The organism is Burkholderia stagnalis (assembly GCF_039848545.1).
Classification (GTDB): domain Bacteria; phylum Pseudomonadota; class Gammaproteobacteria; order Burkholderiales; family Burkholderiaceae; genus Burkholderia; species Burkholderia stagnalis.
In genome coordinates this window covers 1,289,636-1,307,822 of sequence record NZ_CP156686.1, presented here as the reverse complement: position 1 = coordinate 1,307,822, position 18,187 = coordinate 1,289,636, and the positions used below count along the sequence as shown (strand labels likewise).

At 68.3% G+C, this 18,187-nt stretch carries 17 protein-coding genes and 1 pseudogene; 8 read left to right on the top strand and 10 right to left on the bottom strand.

All coding sequences use genetic code 11. The features are described from left to right. The first annotated feature begins 42 nt into the window (after positions 1-42). The 3 genes from ABFO07_RS22550 (at position 43) to ABFO07_RS22540 (ending at position 4,983) form a co-directional block, all read left to right on the top strand. Positions 43-921 carry a MipA/OmpV family protein gene (locus ABFO07_RS22550; protein WP_059961384.1) on the top strand — a complete coding sequence of 293 codons (879 nt, stop codon included), beginning with the start codon at positions 43-45 and terminating at the stop codon, positions 919-921. Between the two features lie 67 nt (positions 922-988). Continuing rightward, entirely contained in the window at positions 989-2,686 is a 1,698-nt protein-coding gene (locus ABFO07_RS22545) for a VRR-NUC domain-containing protein (protein ID WP_347469595.1), read from the top strand. Next, positions 2,683-4,983: an ATP-dependent DNA helicase gene (locus ABFO07_RS22540; RefSeq protein ID WP_347469594.1), complete on the top strand. Its 2,301-nt coding sequence runs from the start codon at positions 2,683-2,685 to the stop codon at positions 4,981-4,983. The genes ABFO07_RS22545 and ABFO07_RS22540 overlap by 4 nt, the downstream gene beginning before the upstream one ends. A 23-nt stretch (positions 4,984-5,006) precedes the next feature. Here the strand turns inward: ABFO07_RS22540 and ABFO07_RS22535 are convergent, their stop codons facing one another. From ABFO07_RS22535 to ABFO07_RS22520, 4 genes are all read right to left on the bottom strand, one after another. Next, a complete protein-coding gene (locus tag ABFO07_RS22535; RefSeq protein ID WP_059807641.1) occupies positions 5,007-5,777 on the bottom strand; it encodes an IclR family transcriptional regulator domain-containing protein in 771 nt (256 codons plus the stop codon). Positions 5,778-5,947: 170 nt separating this feature from the next. Then, positions 5,948-7,249, bottom strand: coding sequence for a UDP-N-acetylglucosamine 1-carboxyvinyltransferase (locus ABFO07_RS22530; protein ID WP_059807637.1), 1,302 nt, complete (start codon positions 7,247-7,249; stop codon positions 5,948-5,950). A 191-nt stretch (positions 7,250-7,440) separates the two neighbouring features. Further along, positions 7,441-8,748: a shikimate transporter gene (gene shiA, locus ABFO07_RS22525; protein ID WP_060027370.1), complete on the bottom strand. Its 1,308-nt coding sequence runs from the start codon at positions 8,746-8,748 to the stop codon at positions 7,441-7,443. Between the two features lie 142 nt (positions 8,749-8,890). Next, complete coding sequence (locus ABFO07_RS22520) at positions 8,891-9,118, bottom strand: hypothetical protein (RefSeq protein WP_155628872.1); 228 nt, start codon at positions 9,116-9,118, stop codon at positions 8,891-8,893. Here ABFO07_RS22520 and ABFO07_RS22515 point away from each other — a divergent pair. Together ABFO07_RS22515 and ABFO07_RS22510 are read left to right on the top strand one after the other, a co-directional pair. Further along, positions 9,104-10,231 carry a 4-hydroxyphenylpyruvate dioxygenase family protein gene (locus ABFO07_RS22515; RefSeq protein ID WP_059566750.1) on the top strand — a complete coding sequence of 376 codons (1,128 nt, stop codon included), beginning with the start codon at positions 9,104-9,106 and terminating at the stop codon, positions 10,229-10,231. The two genes, ABFO07_RS22520 and ABFO07_RS22515, sit on opposite strands and share 15 nt — an antisense overlap. Next, the gene (locus ABFO07_RS22510; RefSeq protein WP_347469593.1) at positions 10,218-10,682 is read left to right on the top strand and encodes a hypothetical protein; all 465 of its coding nucleotides are present in this window, start codon (positions 10,218-10,220) and stop codon (positions 10,680-10,682) included. The genes ABFO07_RS22515 and ABFO07_RS22510 overlap by 14 nt, the downstream gene beginning before the upstream one ends. Before the next feature lie 81 nt (positions 10,683-10,763). On the opposite strand, the gene ABFO07_RS22505 is transcribed toward ABFO07_RS22510, so the two are convergent. Next, positions 10,764-11,906, bottom strand: a complete 1,143-nt coding sequence (locus tag ABFO07_RS22505; RefSeq protein WP_347469592.1) for a trypsin-like serine peptidase — start codon at positions 11,904-11,906, stop codon at positions 10,764-10,766. Positions 11,907-12,489: 583 nt separating this feature from the next. On the opposite strand from ABFO07_RS22505, the gene ABFO07_RS22500 reads away from it, so the two are divergent. The 3 genes from ABFO07_RS22500 to infA all read left to right on the top strand — a co-directional run bounded on the left by ABFO07_RS22500 (position 12,490) and on the right by infA (position 14,586). After that, positions 12,490-13,242, top strand: a complete 753-nt coding sequence (locus ABFO07_RS22500) for a VOC family protein (RefSeq protein ID WP_347469591.1) — start codon at positions 12,490-12,492, stop codon at positions 13,240-13,242. A 393-nt stretch (positions 13,243-13,635) separates the two neighbouring features. Further along, a complete protein-coding gene (locus tag ABFO07_RS22495) occupies positions 13,636-13,839 on the top strand; it encodes a cold-shock protein (RefSeq protein WP_006751843.1) in 204 nt (67 codons plus the stop codon). Between the two features lie 489 nt (positions 13,840-14,328). Further along, entirely contained in the window at positions 14,329-14,586 is a 258-nt protein-coding gene (infA, locus tag ABFO07_RS22490) for a translation initiation factor IF-1 (protein WP_026044026.1), read from the top strand. A gap of 136 nt (positions 14,587-14,722) precedes the next feature. On the opposite strand, the pseudogene ABFO07_RS22485 reads toward infA, so the two are convergent. The 5 genes and pseudogenes from ABFO07_RS22485 to ABFO07_RS22465 all read right to left on the bottom strand — a co-directional run. Further along, a pseudogene (locus tag ABFO07_RS22485) lies at positions 14,723-15,007 on the bottom strand (4-hydroxy-2-oxovalerate aldolase); the annotation flags it as partial. 48 nt (positions 15,008-15,055) lie between these two features. After that, a complete protein-coding gene (locus ABFO07_RS22480; protein ID WP_059566772.1) occupies positions 15,056-15,307 on the bottom strand; it encodes a hypothetical protein in 252 nt (83 codons plus the stop codon). A 140-nt stretch (positions 15,308-15,447) separates the two neighbouring features. Then, complete coding sequence (locus ABFO07_RS22475) at positions 15,448-16,425, bottom strand: threo-3-hydroxy-L-aspartate ammonia-lyase (RefSeq protein ID WP_059566752.1); 978 nt, start codon at positions 16,423-16,425, stop codon at positions 15,448-15,450. Between the two features lie 164 nt (positions 16,426-16,589). Further along, positions 16,590-17,561: an ornithine cyclodeaminase family protein gene (locus ABFO07_RS22470; RefSeq protein WP_060157956.1), complete on the bottom strand. Its 972-nt coding sequence runs from the start codon at positions 17,559-17,561 to the stop codon at positions 16,590-16,592. Continuing rightward, positions 17,551-18,183: a helix-turn-helix transcriptional regulator gene (locus tag ABFO07_RS22465; protein ID WP_059566754.1), complete on the bottom strand. Its 633-nt coding sequence runs from the start codon at positions 18,181-18,183 to the stop codon at positions 17,551-17,553. The genes ABFO07_RS22470 and ABFO07_RS22465 overlap by 11 nt, the downstream gene beginning before the upstream one ends. Positions 18,184-18,187 lie beyond the last annotated feature (4 nt).

The following is an 18,187-nucleotide window of genomic DNA, read 5'->3' as shown; positions in this document are numbered from 1 at the left end:
GCGGCGTTTGCCCTGTTTCGCGCAACCGACGGATACCCGCTCATGGTCATCGCTCGCCCGTTGCTGTCGTCCGGCGCACGCCGGTTCCTGTCTGGCGCGTCGGCGGTCGCGGCGCTCTCGGCGGCCGTGCCGCCCGCCGCGCATGCCCAGACACCGTCGCCGCTCGGCGAATGGCAGTATTCGGCGGGCGTGCCGCTGATGAAGCTGTTCGAACCGAACCCGCCGACCTGGCAGGTGAGCGTCGGCGCGGGGATGGCGTTCCTGCCGCGCTACGCGGGTTCCGATCGCTATCGCCTGCTCGGCGGCCCGAACGTCGACGTGCGCTACCGCGACCTGTTCTTCCTGTCGACCGGCGAGGGCCTCGGCGCGAACGTGCTGCGCGGCCCGAACTGGCGCGTCAGCCTGTCGGTGGGCTACGACCTCGGGCGCCGCTCGTCGGACGATGTCGGTCACCTGAACGGCTTCGACAACATCAACCCCGCGCCGGTGATGAAGCTGTCGGCCGACTACGTGATCTCGAAGGATTTCCCGCTCGTGCTGCGCGCGGACGTGCGGCGCAGCCTCGGCGGCTCGAACGGCTGGGTCGGCGACTTGTCCGCGTACATGCCGCTGCCCGGCAGCAACGAGCACTTCTTCTGGTTCGCCGGGCCGACCGTGTCGTTCGCCGACGCACGCTACCTGAACAGCTGGTTCGGTGTCAGCGACGGCGCGGCCGCACGTTCCGGGCTGCCGCGCTATTCGTCGGGCGCCGGGCTCAAGTCGGTCGGCGCGGGCGTGACGATGGTCTGGTTCGTGAACAAGCACTGGTTCCTGACGATGGACGGCGCGATCGAGCAGCTCGTCGGCCGCGCGGCGCACAGCCCCGTCACGCAACAGACGACGAACGGCGTGCTCGACCTGTCGGTCAATTACCAGTTCTGACGCGCGCGCGGCCGATTTCACATTTGCTATGATTCGCACCTGTACAAATGTACAGTGACCGATTTCCGTGACACCTGCCTCGCCAGCGCCCCCGGCGTTCTACTACCTCACCAATTTCGAGCGCGCGCTCGCCTGGCTCGGCGAGCGCTACGACGACGTGTTCGACGACGGCGAACGCGCGTTCCTGCATGCCTTTGCGCTGCTGCCGCAGGCGTCGCGCGCGCTGCTCGTGCGGATGCTGATGCGCAACGGGCCCGATTTCCGCGCCAGCAAGCTCGCGTACGACGAAATCGGCTGCCCGCTCGCGGCCGCCGCGCCGCTCGTCGCGTTGGGCTGGGTCGATCCGGCGCCGGCGCTGACGCTCGACGACGTGTTCGCGCTGTCCACCAAGGCCGAGCTGCTGCGGATGTTTCCGGCGCTCGCCGCGCAGGCGGGCGAGCGCAAGGCCGAATGGCTCGAGCGGCTGCGGCCCGCGCACGACGCCGCCGCGCAGGCGTTCGATGCGTGGCATCCGGCGGCCGACGACTGCGTGCTGCGCGTGACGGTCGGCGCGCTGTGCGACCGCCTGCGGCTGATGTTCTTCGGCAATCTCTATCAGGACTGGAGCGAGTTCGTGCTCGCCGATCTCGGCGTGTTCCAGTACGAAAACGTGCCGTTCGCGCCGTCGTCGCGCGCGTTCCAGCAGCGCGGCGACGTCGACGCGTATCTCGCGCTGCACGCGTGCCGCGACGCGCTCGACGCGTGGCCGGACGACACCGCGCTCGACCCGCTCGTCGACGCGATCGGCGCGGTCGCCTGCGGGCAGCCGTGGCTCGAGACGCGCCGCGCGAAGCTGCTGTTCGCGGTGGGCCAGGCCGGCGAGCGGCGCGGCGCGTGGCCGCTCGCGCTCGACGCGTATGCGCGCAGCGCGTGGCCCGGCAGCCGCCACCGGCGGATTCGCGTGCTCGAACGCTGCGGCCGCGACGACGACGCGCTCGCGCTCGCCCTCGATGCGCGCACCGCGTTCGAAAGCGACGAGGAGCGCCAGCGGGTCGAACGGATGCTGCCGCGCCTGCGGCGGCGCCTCGGCCGTGCGGCCGAACGCGCGGCCGCCGCGCCGGACGTGCCGCGCGACACGCTGGTGCTCGCGCGCCCGGACGCGTTCGTGAGCGTCGAGTACGCGGTGCGCGACCATCTCGCGCAACCGGACGCGCCGGTCCACTACGTCGAGAACACGCTGATCAACTCGCTGTTCGGGCTGCTGTGCTGGGAGCCCGTGTTCGCCGCCGTGCCGGGCGCGTTCTTCCATCCGTTCCAGCGCGGGCCGGCCGACCTGCATGCGCCCGATTTCGCCGCGCGTCGCGCGGACGCGTTCGCCGCGTGCTTCGCGCAGCTCGATTCCGGCGCCTACCAGGAGACGATCCGCCGCCACTTCGCGACGAAGGCGAGCCTGCAGTCGCCGTTCGTGTTCTGGGGCGTGCTGAGCGAGGCGCTGCTCGACGAAGCGCTCGCGTGCCTGCCGCCCGCGCATCTGCGGCTCTGGTTCGCGCGCCTGCTCGCCGACATCCGCAGCAACCGCTCGGGGTTCCCCGATCTGATCCGGTTCTGGCCGGACGCGCGGCGCTACGAAATGATCGAGGTGAAGGGGCCCGGCGATCGCCTGCAGGACAACCAGACGCGCTGGCTCGAATACTGCGTCGCGCACGGGATGCCCGTGCGCGTGGTGGACGTCGAATGGGCGGGCGATGCCGTCGCGCGTGCCGAGGCGGCGGGGCAATCCGCATGAGCTACGTCGTCGCGGTGCGGGCGATGTGCGAGTTCACCGCGCGGCGCGGCGACCTCGACCTGCGCTTCACGCCCGCGCCGACCGCGCTCGAAGGCATCGCCGGCCACGGCGCGGTGACGTCGCGCCGCGGCGCACGCTATGAAACCGAGATTGCGCTGACGGGCACATGGGGCACGCTGACCGTGCGCGGCCGCGCGGACGGCTACGACCCCGTGTCGAACCGCCTGGAGGAAATCAAGACCTACCGCGGCAGCCTCGATGCGATGCCGGCCAACCATCGCGCGCTGCACTGGGCGCAGGCGAAGGTGTACGCGCATCTGCTGTGCGCGACGCGCGGGCTTGCGGAGGTCGACGTCGCGCTCGTGTATTTCGACATCGTGCACGAGCGCGAGACCGTGCTGAGCGAGACGTTCGGCGCGGACGCGCTCGCGGCGTTCTTCGCGGAGCAGTGCGCGTGCTTCGTCGGCTGGGCCGAACGCGAAACCGCGCACCGGGCCGCGCGCGACGCGGCGCTGCGCGCGCTGCAGTTTCCGCATGCGCGGTTCCGCAGCGGGCAGCGCGAGCTGGCGGTCGCCGTCTATCGCGCCGCGCGCGACGAGCGCTGCCTGATGGCGCAGGCGCCGACCGGTATCGGCAAGACGCTCGGCACGGTGTTCCCGCTGCTGAAGGCGTGCGGCGAGGATCAGCTCGACCGGGTGTTTTTCCTGACCGCGAAGACGCCGGGCCGCGCGCTCGCGCTCGAGGCAGCCGCGACGCTCGGCGCGGGCACGCCGGCGCTGCCGCTGCGCGTGCTGGAGCTCGTCGCGCGCGACAAGGCGTGTGAGCATCCGGACAACGCGTGCCACGGCGAATCGTGTCCGCTCGCGCGCGGCTTCTACGATCGCCTCGCCGCCGCGCGGGATGCCGCGATCGGCCGCGGGCTGCTCGACCGCGACACGGTGCGCACGGCGGCGCTCGCGCACGACATCTGCCCGTACTACCTCGCGCAGGAGCTGGCGCGCTGGTCCGACATGGTGATCGGCGACTACAACTACTACTACGACAGCAGCGCGATGCTGCACACGCTCGCGCAGCAGAACCAGTGGCGCATCGGCGTGCTCGTCGACGAGGCGCACAACCTGCTCGACCGCGCGCGCAAGATGTACAGCGCATCGCTCGATCCGTTCGCGTTCGCGGCCGCGCGCGAGGCGGCGCCGGCCGCGCTGCGCAAGCCGTTCGAGCGGCTCGGCCGCGCGTGGGGCGCGCTGAATCGCGCGCAGGAGACGCGCTATGCCGCGTATCCGGATCTCCCCGGTTCGCTCGTGTCGGCCGTGCAGAACCTGGTCGCGGCGATCGGCGAGCATCTCGCCGACGCGCCGCGCGCGAACGGCGACGCGCTGCTGCGCTTCCATTTCGACGCGATCCAGTTCGGCGCGCTCGCGGATGCGTTCGACGAGGCGTCGATCTTCGACGCGACGCTGCACGGCGAGCCGACGCCGCGCCAGCCGGGGCTCGACGGCGTTGCGCCGGCCGGCCGGCGGCGCCGCGTGCAATCGACACTGTGCGTGCGCAACGTGGTGCCGGCCGGTTTTCTCGCGCCGCGCTACTCGGCCGCCCGCGCGACCGTGCTGTTCTCCGGCACGCTGCGCCCGTTCCACTTTTATCGCGACACGCTCGGCTTGCCGACGGACACCGGCTGGCTCGACGTCGACGGGCCGTTCCGCGCCGAGCAACTGACCGTGCGCGTCGCGAGCCATGTGTCGACGCGCTGGCGCGACCGGGACCGCTCGCTCGCGCCGATCGTCGACCTGATCGCCGGGCAGTACGCGGCGCGTCCGGGCAACTACCTGAGTTTCCTGAGCAGTTTCGATTACCTGCAGCGCGTCGTCGCGCTGATGCAGGAGCGCCATCCGGACGTGCCCGTGTGGGCGCAGGCGCCCGGCATGGCCGAGGCCGAGCGGGACGCGTTCCTCGCGCGCTTCGACGCGGGCGGGCGCGGCGTCGGCTTCGCGGTACTGGGCGGCGCGTTTTCGGAAGGCGTGGATCTGGCGGGCGAGCGGCTGATCGGCGCGTTCATCGCGACGCTCGGGCTGCCGCAGGTCAACGACGTCAACGAGCAGATGCGCCGCGCGATGGACGCCCGCTTCGGCAACGGCTACGACTACACCTACCTGTATCCGGGGCTGCAGAAGGTCGTGCAGGCGGCAGGGCGCGTGATACGCACCGAGCACGACGAGGGGGTGGTGCACCTGATCGACGACCGCTACCGGCGGCGCGAGGTGCGCGACCTGCTGCCGCGCTGGTGGCGGATCGGCTGAGCGGCTGAGCGGCTGAGCGGCGCTCAGAGCACGTTCAGCATCGCGAGCGCGGTTTCCTGCAGCGACGGCAGCACGCGGCGCACGGCCGCTTCGGTGGTTTCCGCGCCGATCGGCATGTTGGTGCTGAGCGCGGCGACGACTTCGCCGTGACGGTTCTTCAGCGGCACCGCGATGCCGCGCACGCCCACCTGCAATTGCTGCTCGATCACCGCGAAGCCGTCGTCGCGGGCGTGGTCGATCTGTTCGAGCAGGCGGGCCTTGTTGGTGATCGTATGCGGCGTGAACGGCGCAAGTTCGGCCCGGTCGAGCCACGCGCGCATCGCGTCGCGGTCGGGCTGGTGCGCGAGCAGCACGACGCCCGGCGACGTCAGCGGTGCCGGCACGCGCGCGCCGAGCACGAAGCCCGTCGTCATCACGCGCGACACGCCGTTGCGCGCGATGAACACCAGTTCCCATTCGTCGAGCACGCTCACGTAGGCGGATTCGTTGAGCGTCGCGCTGAGCTGCTGCAGATACGGCTGCACGGTGCGCGGCAGGCGCGCGGAATCGAAATACGACCAGCCGACCCGCAGCACGCGTGGCGTGAGGCCGTACAGCTTGCCGTCGGTGTAGACGTAGCCGAGCGATTCGAGCGTCAGCAGATAGCGCCGCGCGGCGGTGCGCGTGAGGCCGGTGCGGGCGGCGGCCTGGGTCGGCGTCATGCGCGCGTGCTGGCTGTCGAACGCCTCGAGGATCATCAGGCCTTTTTCCAGGCCGGCGATCCAGTCGCGCTTGTCGAGTTCGGCCTTTTTCATGGGGCGGAAACGTGGGGTGGGGCGGTGAGCGCGCGGGTGTGGGCGATTATCGCGCAAATGGGAGGGCGTGCGGGTCGGTCAGGATATGCGGCAGCAATTGCCCGGCCGCGCGCGGGACGCGGCCGGGAAGCGAGACGGAAGGTATGACGTGCGGGGCTTCCGGAGCGGCGTTACTCGCTGCTCGTCCACTCCACGTTCGCGCCGACCGAGCGCAGGTTCTCGACGAAATGCGGGTGCGCGCGGCGGATCGGCAGTGCGTTCATGATTTCCGAGCGGCCTTCGATGCTCGCGGCCACCATCAGCAGCGCGATCGCGACGCGGATGATGTACGGGCTCTCGACGCGCGCGGGCGTGAGCTTCAGCCCGCCGAACGTGATCAGCCGGTGCGGATCCGACAGCAGCACGTGCGCGCCGAACTTCGACAGTTCGCCCGACCAGCCGAGCGCGCCGTCGTAGACCTTGTTCCAGAACATCGCGCTGCCTTCGGCCTGCACGCCGAGCGCGATGAAGATCGGCAGCAGGTCGACCGGCAGGTACGGCCACGGCGCGGCTTCGATCTTGGTCAGGATGTTCTGCGTGAACGGCCTGCGCACGCGCAGCGGGCCGTCGCGTTCCGCGCGCGACCAGCCGTCGCGGTGCGTGACGTTGACGCCGAACTTCGCGAACGTGCGATCGATCAGCGGGAAATGCTCGGGCACGGAGTTGCGCACGGCGATGTCCCCGCCGGTGATCGCGCCGAGCGCGAGGAACGTCGCGATCTCGTGGAAATCCTCGGCGAAGCGGAACTCGCCGCCGCCGAGCTTGCACCCGCCGGTGACGCACAGCCGCGACGTGCCGATGCCTTCGATGCCGACGCCCAGCATCGCGAGGAATTGCGAGAACTCCTGCACGTGCGGCTCGGACGCCGCGTTCATCAGCGTCGACGTGCCCGCCGCCGCGGTCGCGCACAGCGCGAAGTTCTCGGTGGTGGTGACCGACGCGTAGTCGAGCCAGTGATCGTTGGCTTTCAGCGGGCCGTCCGCGCGGACGATCAGCGAGTCGGGCGTACGCTCGATGTGCGCGCCGAAGCGCTCGAACACCTCGACGTGCGGATCGATTTCGCGCACGCCGAGCGTGCAGCCCTTCACGTCGTTCTCGAGGCGCGCGACGCCGAAGCGCGCGAGCAGCGGCGGAATCAGCATGATCGACGAGCGCATCGCCTCGGGCAGCCGGTGCACGGCCGGGTCGAACGTCGTGTTGCGGTGATGGAGCTCGAGGATGCCGGTGGTGAAATCGATCGACACGTCGCTGCCGAGCGTGCGGAAGATGTCGAGGATCTTGCGCACGTCGGTGATGTCGGGCACGCCGACGAGCCGCAGCGGCTGGTCGGTGAGCAGGGTGGCGCACAGGATCGGCAGGACGGCGTTCTTGTTCGCGGACGGCTGGATGTTGCCGCGCAGCGGCGTGCCGCCGTGAACGATGAGATTCGACATGGTATTGGGGGTAGATCGGTGACTGACGTAGGCCCATATGATGCCATTGGTCGGACGTGCCCGTGGAGACTGCGTGCTGGAAACAGGGAGGTCGCAGCCCGGATTGACAGTGTTTGACGTCGTGTCGCGCACACGGCGGCGTGGCCGGCCGCGCGACGGCAGGCCACGCGCGGGCGGATCACGCGGGCAGATCAGTTTGCCGTCCGCATCCGCGCGGCAACGACCAGCGAAATCAGGCAACCGGCCGCGAGGTAGCCCGCGACGAGGTGCCACGAACCGCCGGCGAAGCTGGTGAGGGCGACCGCGATGAACGGCGTGAAGCCGCCGCCGACCACGCTCGCGAACTGGTAGCCGACGCCTGCGCCGCTGTAGCGGTATTCCGCGCCGAACAGCTCGGTGAAGAGCGGCTGCTGGACGCTCACGACCATATCGTGCGCGACGTTCGCGAGCAGCACCGAGAAGATCACGATCCACGCGATCGACCGCGCCTCGAGCGCGACGAAGAACGGCACCGCGGACGCGAGGCCGATCAGCGCGCCGATCAGGTAGATGCGGCGCAGGCCGAAACGGTCGGCGAGCCATGCAAAGCAGGGGATCGTCACGCAGCTCACCGCGCCGACCAGCAGGCCGATGTTCAGGAACAGGTCGCGCGACATGCCGAGGTTGGTGGTCGAATAGCTGAGCGCGAACGCGGTGACGATATACATCGTGAACAGCTCGGCAAGGCGCAGCGCGATGATCAGCAGGAACGCCTTCGGGTGGCGCGTCAGCGCTTCCAGCACCGGCATGCGCACCTTGCGGTTCGCGTGCTCGACCTTCTCGACGAACTCCTGCGACTCGTCCATGCTGCGGCGCACCCACAGGCCGATCAGCACCAGCACGATGCTGAACACGAACGGCAGGCGCCACGCCCATGCCTTGAACGCCGCATCGCCGAACGTGTGGCCGAGAATCGACACGATGCCCGTCGCGAGCACGAGGCCGACGCCGTAGCCGACCTGCACGCCGCTGCTGTAGAACGCCTTCCTCTTGCGCGGCGCGCTCTCGACGGCCATCAGCGCCGCGCCGCCCCATTCGCCGCCGACCGCGAAGCCCTGCAGCGCACGCATCGCGACGAGCAGCACCGGCGCCCACCAGCCGATCGTCGCGAAGGTCGGCAGCAGGCCGATCGCGACGGTCGACAGCCCCATCAGCATCACCGTCAGCACGAGCATCCGCTTGCGGCCGAGCCGGTCGCCGTAATGGCCGAACACGACACCGCCGAGCGGGCGGAACAGAAAGCCGACGCCGAATGTCGCGAACGCCGCGAGCGTGCCCATCGTCGGGCTGACCTTCGGGAAGAACTCGGAATTGAACACGAGCGCGGCGACGATCCCGTACAGCAGGAAGTCGTACCAGTCGACGACGGCGCCGACGAAGCTGCCGAGCGCCGCCTTGCGGGCCTGGCTGCGCGCCCGCGCGGTGCCTGCGGTGTCGAGGGTGTCAAAGGCTGGGGTCATGGTGATGTCTCCTGGCACGGCGCATCATGGAATCGTGGCGGCGCCGCGTCCGATGCTGCATTGAAGGCGATGGGTGACCGGAGCATAGGGCCGGCGTGGCGGCGCGGCAATCGGCCGAACGGCCAAATTGCGCGATTATCGTTCAAATGCGTGCGTTTATCGAACGCTTTCCGGGTTTGCACTGAGCGGAACGAAACACTTGGCCGTTCGGCCGAGGTGTGCCGGCATGAACGATCTGGTTAAAATCGGCACCATTGAACACATTGGCGGCACGGGCCGAAGGTCCGGTGCCGCGCAGGCCGGGCAGCACTGCGCCCGGCGCATCGTCAACGACCGCTTGCCCCCGGAGACTGGAATGCTCGGCACTCATCCCCCCTTGTCCAGCGATACGCCGCCCGTCGACGATCCGGCCGCCAATCCGCTCGGGATGGCCGGCCTGGAATTCGTCGAGTTCGCGGCGCCCGTGCCGCAGGCGCTCGCGCAACGCTTCGAGCAGCTCGGCTTCAAGGCGATCGCCCGGCACGTGAGCAAGGCCGTCACGCTGTATCGGCAGGGCCAGATGCATTTCCTGATCAACGCCGAGCCCGATTCGTTCGCCGCGCGCTATGCGCAGGAGTACGGGATGGGGGTGTGCGCGATCGGCCTGCGCGTGGCCAATGCGCGGCGCGCGTTCGAGCGGGCGATCACGCTCGGCGCGTGGGCGTTCGAGGGCGAGCGGGTCGGCGTCGGCGAGCTGAAGATCCCGGCGATCCAGGGCATCGGCGATTCGCACCTGTACTTCGTCGACCGCTGGCGCGGGCGGGACGGCCAGCGCGGCGGCGTCGGCGACATCTCGATCTTCGACATCGACTTCCGGCCGATCGACGTCGCCACTGCGCACACCGATCTCGACTTCGCGGGCACCGGGCTGCAGCAGGTCGACCATTTCACGCAGACGGTCGGCGCGGGGCGCATGCAGGAATGGCTGGACTTCTACCACGACCTGCTGCATTTCCGCGAAATCCACGAGATCGACGCGCACTGGCACGTGTCGGAGGAATCGCGCGTGATGGTGTCGCCGTGCGGCGCGCTGCGGATTCCCGTCTACGAGGAGGGCACGCGCCGCACCGAGCTGATGCACGCGTACCTGCCGGACCATCCGGGCGAGGGCGTGCAGCACGTCGCGCTTGCGACGGACGACATCCTGTCGTGCGTTGACCGGCTGCGCGCGAACGGCGTCGAGTTCATCGAGCCGCCCGCGCGCTACTACGACGCGGTCGATGCGCGGCTGCCGGGGCACGGCGTCGATCTCGGCGCGCTGCGCAGCCGGGCGGTGCTGATCGACGGCGAGATCGGCGACGACGGCGTGCCGAAGCTGTTCTTCCAGACCTTCGTCAAGCGCCGGCCGGGCGAGATCTTCTTCGAGATCGTCCAGCGCCGGGGGCATCACGGGTTCGGGGAAGGGAACCTGGCGGCGCTCGCGCAGGCGCGTGACATCGGCTGAGCGGGCACGCGGCTCAGCGCGCGGCCGGCAGCCGGTTCGCGGCGATCTCCGGCAGGCGTCGACGCTCAAGGCATGGCTCGCGACGATCCTGTCCGACTACGCGCCGAACATCCTGCCGATCGACGTCGACGTCGACGTCGACGTCGACATCGACAGCGACAGCGACAGCGACAGCGACAGCGACAGCGACAGCGACAGCGACAGCGACAGCGACAGCGACAGCGACAGCGACAGCGACAGCGACAGCGACAGCGACAGCGACAGCGACAGCGACATCGACAGCGACATCGACAGCGGCCAGCGGTGGGGCCACCTGCGCGTCCCGCATCCGGAGCATGCGCTCGACAAGCTGATCGCCGCAACGGCGCTCATCGACGACCTGACGGTCGTGACCCGCAACGTCGACGATTTCGCGAAGACAGGGGTCCGGCTGGCGAATCCGTTCGATTAGCGTCGCGCGAAGCGCCGACCAGCGGCGCCGATCGGCACGACGAGCGCAAAGCCACGCGCGACGCGTTACGTCAGGCGGCCGTCAACACGCTGCCGGCGTGCTGCCGCATACGGTATTCACGAGCGTCACGATATTGCCGCTCGTGAACGGCGACGCGCCTTGCTGCTTCACCGTCGTGTCCGTATAACCCCAGCTCGTCACGCCCACCACGACGTTGTGCGACGCTGCGTTGCCGAAACCCGTGCCGCTGAGTGCCGGCGGCATGCCGAGGTTGACGAGCCATGGGCCGCCGCTCGAACCCCCGGTCATCAGCGAACCGATGATCGTGTTGTTCGAGTTGCTGGCGGATACGAAACCTTGCGATTCGTTGCGCTCCATGTAGACGCCGCTATCCAGCGCCACCGGGTAGCCGAGCTGGTCGATCAGCGCGAACCCCGACGGGTTGTAGCTATAGCCGTTCCATCCATAGCCATACCATCCGGCGCTGTTGCCCGCATACGATCCGCCTTGCGGCGACAGCACGATCACGGCGATGTCGTCCTGGCAGATGACGCCGGCGACGGCGCATGGATCGGAGCCGTCGTAGTAGGACGTCATGACGGTGGCGGACGCGCCGTACCATGTGCCATAGGGCGCGCTTCCGTTGCTATAGGCGGGAACGAATACCCAGTTCGAGTAGAACTGCCGCTGGCCGAAATTCGCGACGCAGTGCGCGGCCGTGACGACTACCCCTGGTTTGATCAGCGACGCAGAGCACAGATAAGTCGCCGAGCCGATGTTGAAGAACAGCTTGCCGGCTGCGCGGAACGGATAGTAATACTGCGTATTGTTGCCGTATGCATTCACCTGGCTGGTGGTATAGGGCTGATTCGACGTTCCGAATTCCTGCGGCTGGACACCGGTCTGGCTCAAATCGATGGGCGCGACGAGTTGCACGGGCCTTTGCCTGCCGTCCCCGGCGCCGCCTTGCGCAAAGCCCGGCACGCCGAGCGCCGGCCGGGCGTTGTACATCAGCGAATCCAGCATCGAAGCCGGCGCAGTGATCGGCCTTGGCAACGGCATCGGTTTGGCGTTCTTGAAATCGATCGCGGCAACTTGCAGGGCACGCTCGGGTAACGTGATCTGCGTGACGGCCCCGTGCGTCCTGATTTGCTGGGCCAGCGCGCCGGTTGCGAGCAGCGAACCCAACGCGGCGACAGCGATTTTATTGATCAACTTGCTCATTTGAATCTCCTTTTCAAACTTATGAATTTCTGAGATTCGAAATATTTATCGAACATTAGGCGCCCCTCAGCTGGCATGAAAATATGCCGGGCGAATTAAATGCATTGCGAGGACATGGCTTGGAAACGCTTCCAATGACTCTCTTTGTTGTTGCCGATTAATCGAGCCGGTGGGCAGGCAGGTGCCTTGTTTTAATTGATTATTTAATGATCTTCATTGGCCGTGAGGGCTTGATCGCAGATTTGTATTTATCTGATTCGCCTTCAATGCAATTGCAAAAACAATGAATGAAAATCTATATCCTGAAAATGAATTTGTTAATATAATATTATTTAATAAGAGTTATTATTTTTGGTAATTTATGTGCGGCTGGTTTGTTCGCGTAATAACGCCGGAAAAATTAATCGAATTCCGTCTCGCATCGTTTCAAATGCACGCCGCAAGATTCAATCGACGGAATCGGTTCGAAAGCCGCATCGGCGCCCAACCCCGCCGCCTCTCGTCCCAACAGACGATGTGACGCGCCCCCGGCTGGCCTGAATCCTTTCACGAACAACGGATTCTGAACCTGGAGGAGGCCGACATGATCGAGGTCCGTGCGCTCGGCTACGTCGTTGTCGAGGCGACGCGCGTCGATGCGTGGTGCCGCTACGCGCAAGACATGCTGGGCATGCAGGCGCTCGATACGCCCGACGGCGCGCTGTACCTGAAGATGGACGAGCGTGATTTCCGCTACCTGATCGTTCCCGGCAACGCGGGCTGCTATCACGCATCGGGCTGGGAGCCGGCCGACGCCGCCGCGTTCGACGCGGCCTGCGCGGCGCTGCAGCGCGCGGCCGTCGAGCCGATCCGGGCGACCCGCGACGAAGCCGCACTGCGCCGCGTGCGGGCGATGGTGTGGCGCGAGGATCCGTCCGGCAGCCGCCGCGAGCTGTACTGGCGCGCGCGCTGCGACTTCCGCCGCTTCGTGTCGCCGCTCGGCGTGCCGCGCTTCGTCACCGGCAGCATGGGCCTCGGCCACGCGGTGCTGCCCGCGCCGCAGTTCGGCGCGACCGACGCGATCGTGCGCGACGTGCTCGGCTTCGAGCTGTCCGACATCTACCGCGTCTACCGCGTGAAATTCACGCCCGATCCGGCGGAACCGGAGAAGCGCATCCACTTCATGCACTGCCGCAACGCGCGCCACCACAGCATCGCACTGTTCGAGACGGCCGCGCCGTCGGACGTGATGGCCGAAGTCGATTCGATGGACGAGGTCGGCGGCGCGCTCGACCGCGCCGCCGCGCACGACGTGAAGCTGCCCACGACGCCGGCCGGCACTGCAACGACCAGATGATCTCGTCGGACGTGCGGCCGTCGAGCGTCGCGCGCAAGGCGTTCGAGATGCGGATCCGGGACGGCGAGGGCGCCGCCGGCGCTGCATCACGTGTTCGAGCGGTAAGGGTCGAATCGACCCGTGAGGGCGCCGCCACCGGCACCGGGAGGGCGGTGGCGCAAGCGCCCCGGCCCTTTTGTCGGGGCGCCGGCGGCTGCCTGCGCCACCCCGTCGCATCGAATCAGCTTGACGGAATGCCCGGCGAAGGGTAGTGTCCGTGACCGAAGTCTTCAAGATGCTCGATTGCTCATCATTGGCCGCTGCGTGCGGCAGTCGTTGGTCTCTCCCTCTTTGACTCTTTGTTCGTGCCCGGACAGGGCGCGAGTTTGATTATTTGTTTTAAGGAAATATTTCATGGATACCGGTACCGTCAAGTGGTTCAACGAAACCAAGGGTTTCGGCTTCATCTCCCCGGATAACGGCGGCGACGACCTGTTCGCACACTTCTCGGAAATCCGCGGCACGGGCTTCAAGACCCTGGCCGAAGGCCAGAAGGTCAGCTACGAAGTGAAGCGCGGCCCGAAGGGCCTGCAAGCGTCGAACATCACGCCGCAGTAAGTCGTACCGCGCCGGCCTCCCGAACGGGGCCGGCGCCGCGCAGATGCCGCCTCGCGGCGCCTGCCGCATCCTGGCGATTGCAGTCGGCATACGGCGGCAATCGCCTCCCGATCGAGCGTCCAGTGCTCATGGGCGCACCCGTAGCCCGTATCGCCGGCGAATGACGCGGCGCATCGCGAGATCCGCGACGCACCCATCGCCAGGCGCTCCACCCATCGCGCGCCCGCATGACGCGCAACGAGGCATCTCGGCGAAAGCGCCGGGCGTCTCGCATCGAAACAATCGCAGCAACCCGAGCGGCCCGAGGCCATGCCGATACCGGCGCGGCCTTGATTTTGGCGGCACCGTCGGCACCGCCTTTCCGATCGCACCACGCAGCGACGCGCCGGGCTCCGATCGCGAGCCGGCTCGAGCGCGCGCTTGCACGGGCGCATGCGCCCGGCGACCGTTGCAGCTGCGATCTCAATCACCTTGTCTGGAGGAATTGGTTTGGCAAAAGAAGAACTGCTGGAATTGGACGGAATCGTCGACGAAGTGCTGCCGGACAGCAAATATCGCGTCACGCTGGAAAACGGTGCTGTGGTGGGCGCGTATGCGTCGGGCCGCATGCGCAAGAACCATATCCGCATCCTCGCGGGTGACCGCGTCACGCTGGAGCTGTCGGTGTACGACCTGACGAAGGGTCGCATCAACTACCGGCACAAGGACGAACGCGCGCCGGCCCGCAGCGGCCCGCCGCGCCGCTGATCGACGCGGCATGACGAAGGCGGGGAGCGGTCCCCGCCGGATTCGCACGACGCGGCGGCGTGGCCCGCCGCGGCGTCATAGTGAGATCAGCGGCCCGGGGCCGTCACGCGGATTCGGGAAACCGCTTTCCGAACGCTCACACCGCCACCCCCTGCGCCCGCGCCATCGTCGGTGCCGCATCCTCGATCATGTCTTCCTGCCCGCCGACGAGCCGCTGTCCGCCCAGTTCGACGAGAGTGTCGCGCGCCGGCACCTTGTACTTCGCCTCCGCGCGCTTCGCGAACAGCAGGAACGACGAGTACGTGCCGGCATAGCCGAGCGTCAGCGCGTCGCGGTCGATGCGGATCGGCGCGTCCATGATCGGCACGACCAGATCCTCGGCGACGTCTGAAATCGCGAACACGTCGACACCGGTCTCGATCCTTGAATGCGAACGGGTAGTGCGCGCGCAGCCCGCGCCGTCGCGCGCTTACATCCGCGTGCCCGCGTGCTGCCGGCCGCTCGGGTCGCCGCCGCGATCGGGCGGCGTATTGTTCTGATCGATTTTCGCGAGCACGACACCGCTGGTGGAAGGCAGGGCGCCGGGCAGTTGCGCCGCCGTTTGCGGCACGTCAGTGAGCGATGGTGCGGAGGACGGGGAGCCGGACGTCAAAGCGCCCGGTTGAGCGAACGCCGAAAGAGAAACGGCCGCCAGGGCGGCGGCGATCGCGTGCGTGTTCATGGCAACTCCTTGCGCGACAAAACCGCGAAACAACTCCATCAGTCTAGGTCGCGAAACTTAACGCCGCGTGACGACGCGGCGTCGTGCGCATGACAGCATGCTGCGGCTTCTTTCAGGCGTGCGTGCGCACGCCCGAACGCTTACGCCGCCGGCTGCGCCACCAGCGCGCAGAACTTCTCCAGATCGACGTTGCCGCCGCTGATGATCACGCCGACGCGCTTGCCCGCGAGCTGCTCCTTCATCTGCCGCGCGGCGGCCAGGCCGAGGCAGCCGGTCGGCTCGACGATAATCTTCATACGCAATGCGAAGAAACGCATGCAGTCGATCAGTTGCGCGTCGCTGGCCGTCAGGATGTCGTCGACGTCGCGACGGATGATCGGAAACGTCAGGTTGCCGAGGTGCTGGGTCTGCGCGCCGTCCGCGATGGTCTTCGGCGTATCGATGTGCACGATCTTGCCGGAACGGAACGACTGCTGCGCGTCGTTGCCGGCCTCGGGCTCCACGCCGTACAGCCGCGTGGCCGGCGACAGCTCGCGCGTCGCCAGCGCCGAACCGGACAGCAGGCCACCGCCGCCGAGCGGCATGAACAGCGCGTCGAGCGGCCCGACCTCCGCATACAGCTCGGCTGCCGCGGTGCCCTGGCCCGCGATCACGTCCGGGTGATCGTACGGCGGGACCAGCGTGAGCCCGTGACGTTCGGCGAGATCGCGGCCGATCTGCTCGCGATCTTCCGTATAGCGGTCGTACATCACGACGTTGCCGCCGTAGCCGCGCGTTGCCTCGACCTTCGCGGCCGGCGCGTCGCTCGGCATCACGATCGTCGCGGGCATCCCGAGCAGCCGCGCCGACAGCGCGATCGCCTGCGCATGGTTGCCGGACGAGAACGCGACCACGCCGTTGCGGCGCTGCTCGTCGGTGAAGCGGGACAGCGCGTTGAACGCGCCGCGGAACTTGAATGCCCCCATGCGCTGCAGGTTCTCGCACTTGAAGAACACCTGCGCGCCGAGTTCCTCGTTGATCGTCCGCGACGTCATCACCGGCGTACGGTGCGCATGGCCTTCGAGGCGGGCCGCGGCGGCGGCGACATCGGCGTAGGTGGGGAGAGGCAACTGATTCATCGAACACTCGCTCTAGGGAATCGATCAGGAAGGGCGGCCTGCGCAGCGCAGGCCGCCAGCGGTTTCGCGTGCATGGCGCATGTCACGCACGTCTTGCACGCATCGGGGCAGGCGGCCCGCCCCGACAGGTTCTGCGGCGCCGCGTGGCGCGGCGGACGGTAACGTCACCATGGCCACGGCACGCGCGTGCCGATGCCGGCCTGGTCGGCCCGCTCGACCAGCATCCGCGCGACGGCGAGATCCTGCAGCGCGAGGCCGGTCATGTCGAAGACGGTGATGTCGTGCGGCTCGCGCTCGACGGCATCGGGCGCGGCGAGCACGTCGCCGAGTTCGACGCAGTCGACGCCGGGCGCCCATTGCGCTTCGCCGATCAGGCGCGCCTGGATGCGATCGTCGACGAACAGCCGGACGCGTTCGAGCAGCCCGTCGGGCAACTCCCGCTTGCCGGCCGTATCGGCGCCGACGCAATTGACGTGCGTGCCGGGCTGCACCGCGTCCGGGCCGAACAGCGGGCCGCCGCCCGGCGTCGCAGTGATCACGACATCGCTGGCCGCCACCGTGTCGTCCGCGTTCGTCGCGTGCGACACCGTGCAACGGTCGCGGAACAGCGCCTCGAAACGGGCATCGGCAGCGCCGCTCGCGGTGAGGTAGCGCACGGTCTCGATTGCGGGGAGCATGCGCAGCGCGAACGTCACCTGGATGCGCGCCTGCACGCCGGTGCCGAATACGCACAGGCTGCGGCTGTCGGGGCGCGCCAGCGCGCGCAGCCCGAGGCCGCCGGCCGCGCCGGTGCGCATCGTCGTGATCGCATTGCCGTCGATCACGCAGCGCGGGCGGCCGGTGGCCGGGTCGATCAGCATCACGGTCGCCTGGTGCGGCTCGCCGCCCACGGCCCGGTTCGACGGCCAGAAGCCCGCCGCCTTGAACCCCAGCAGCGCTTCGGACGGCACGTCACCGGCCTTGATGCCGAACACGCCGCCGGTCGCGAGCCGCTCGCGGATCACCGGGAACACGCGGCCGTCGCGCAGCCGGTGCAATTCGAATGCGTGCGCGACGGCCGCGAGCACGTCGTCGGCGACGAGCAGGCGCTCGACGTCGTCCTTGTCGAGCAGCAGCAGGCGGGCGTCACTTCGCATCGTTGTACACCGTCGCGCGCGACACGCCGAGATGCTGCGCGACGATCTCCATCGAGCGCCGCACTTCCAGATAGCCGTCCGCCTTCAGCGCCTGCATCAGCTCGCGGCGCTGCTCGGTCTTCAGCGATTGCGGCGTGGTCGCGAGGTTCATCGCGAACGCGTCGATGCGCTCGCGGATCGCGTCCGCGTTGGCCGGGTCCAGCGTTTCGCGCGCCGGCGCGCCGTCGGTGGCGCAGAACTGGCTCAGCATGCCCTGGATCCCGCGCAGCAGCGTGACGTCGGCGTTCAGGCACAGCGCGGCGATGTAGCGGCCGCTGGAATCCTTGATGCCGATCGACGTGCTTTTCGCGGTGCGGCCGTCGGCGAGCCGGTTCGGGTAGTTCGCGAGCACCTGCGGATAGTCGTCGTCGGCGATGCGCGCGAGGCCGAGTTCGGTGGCCGGATCGCCGACCGCGCGGCCGGACAGGTTGTTGTGGATCGCAAGGATCGCGTGCTCGGGCGTGCGCAGGTCGTGCACCACGACTTCGGTGAACGGCGCGAACATCTCGCCGAGCCCCTGCGCGATCTGCTGCACCTGTTCGAGCAGCGATGCCTGCTCCGATTTGACGTTGGGCTTGGCCATGGTC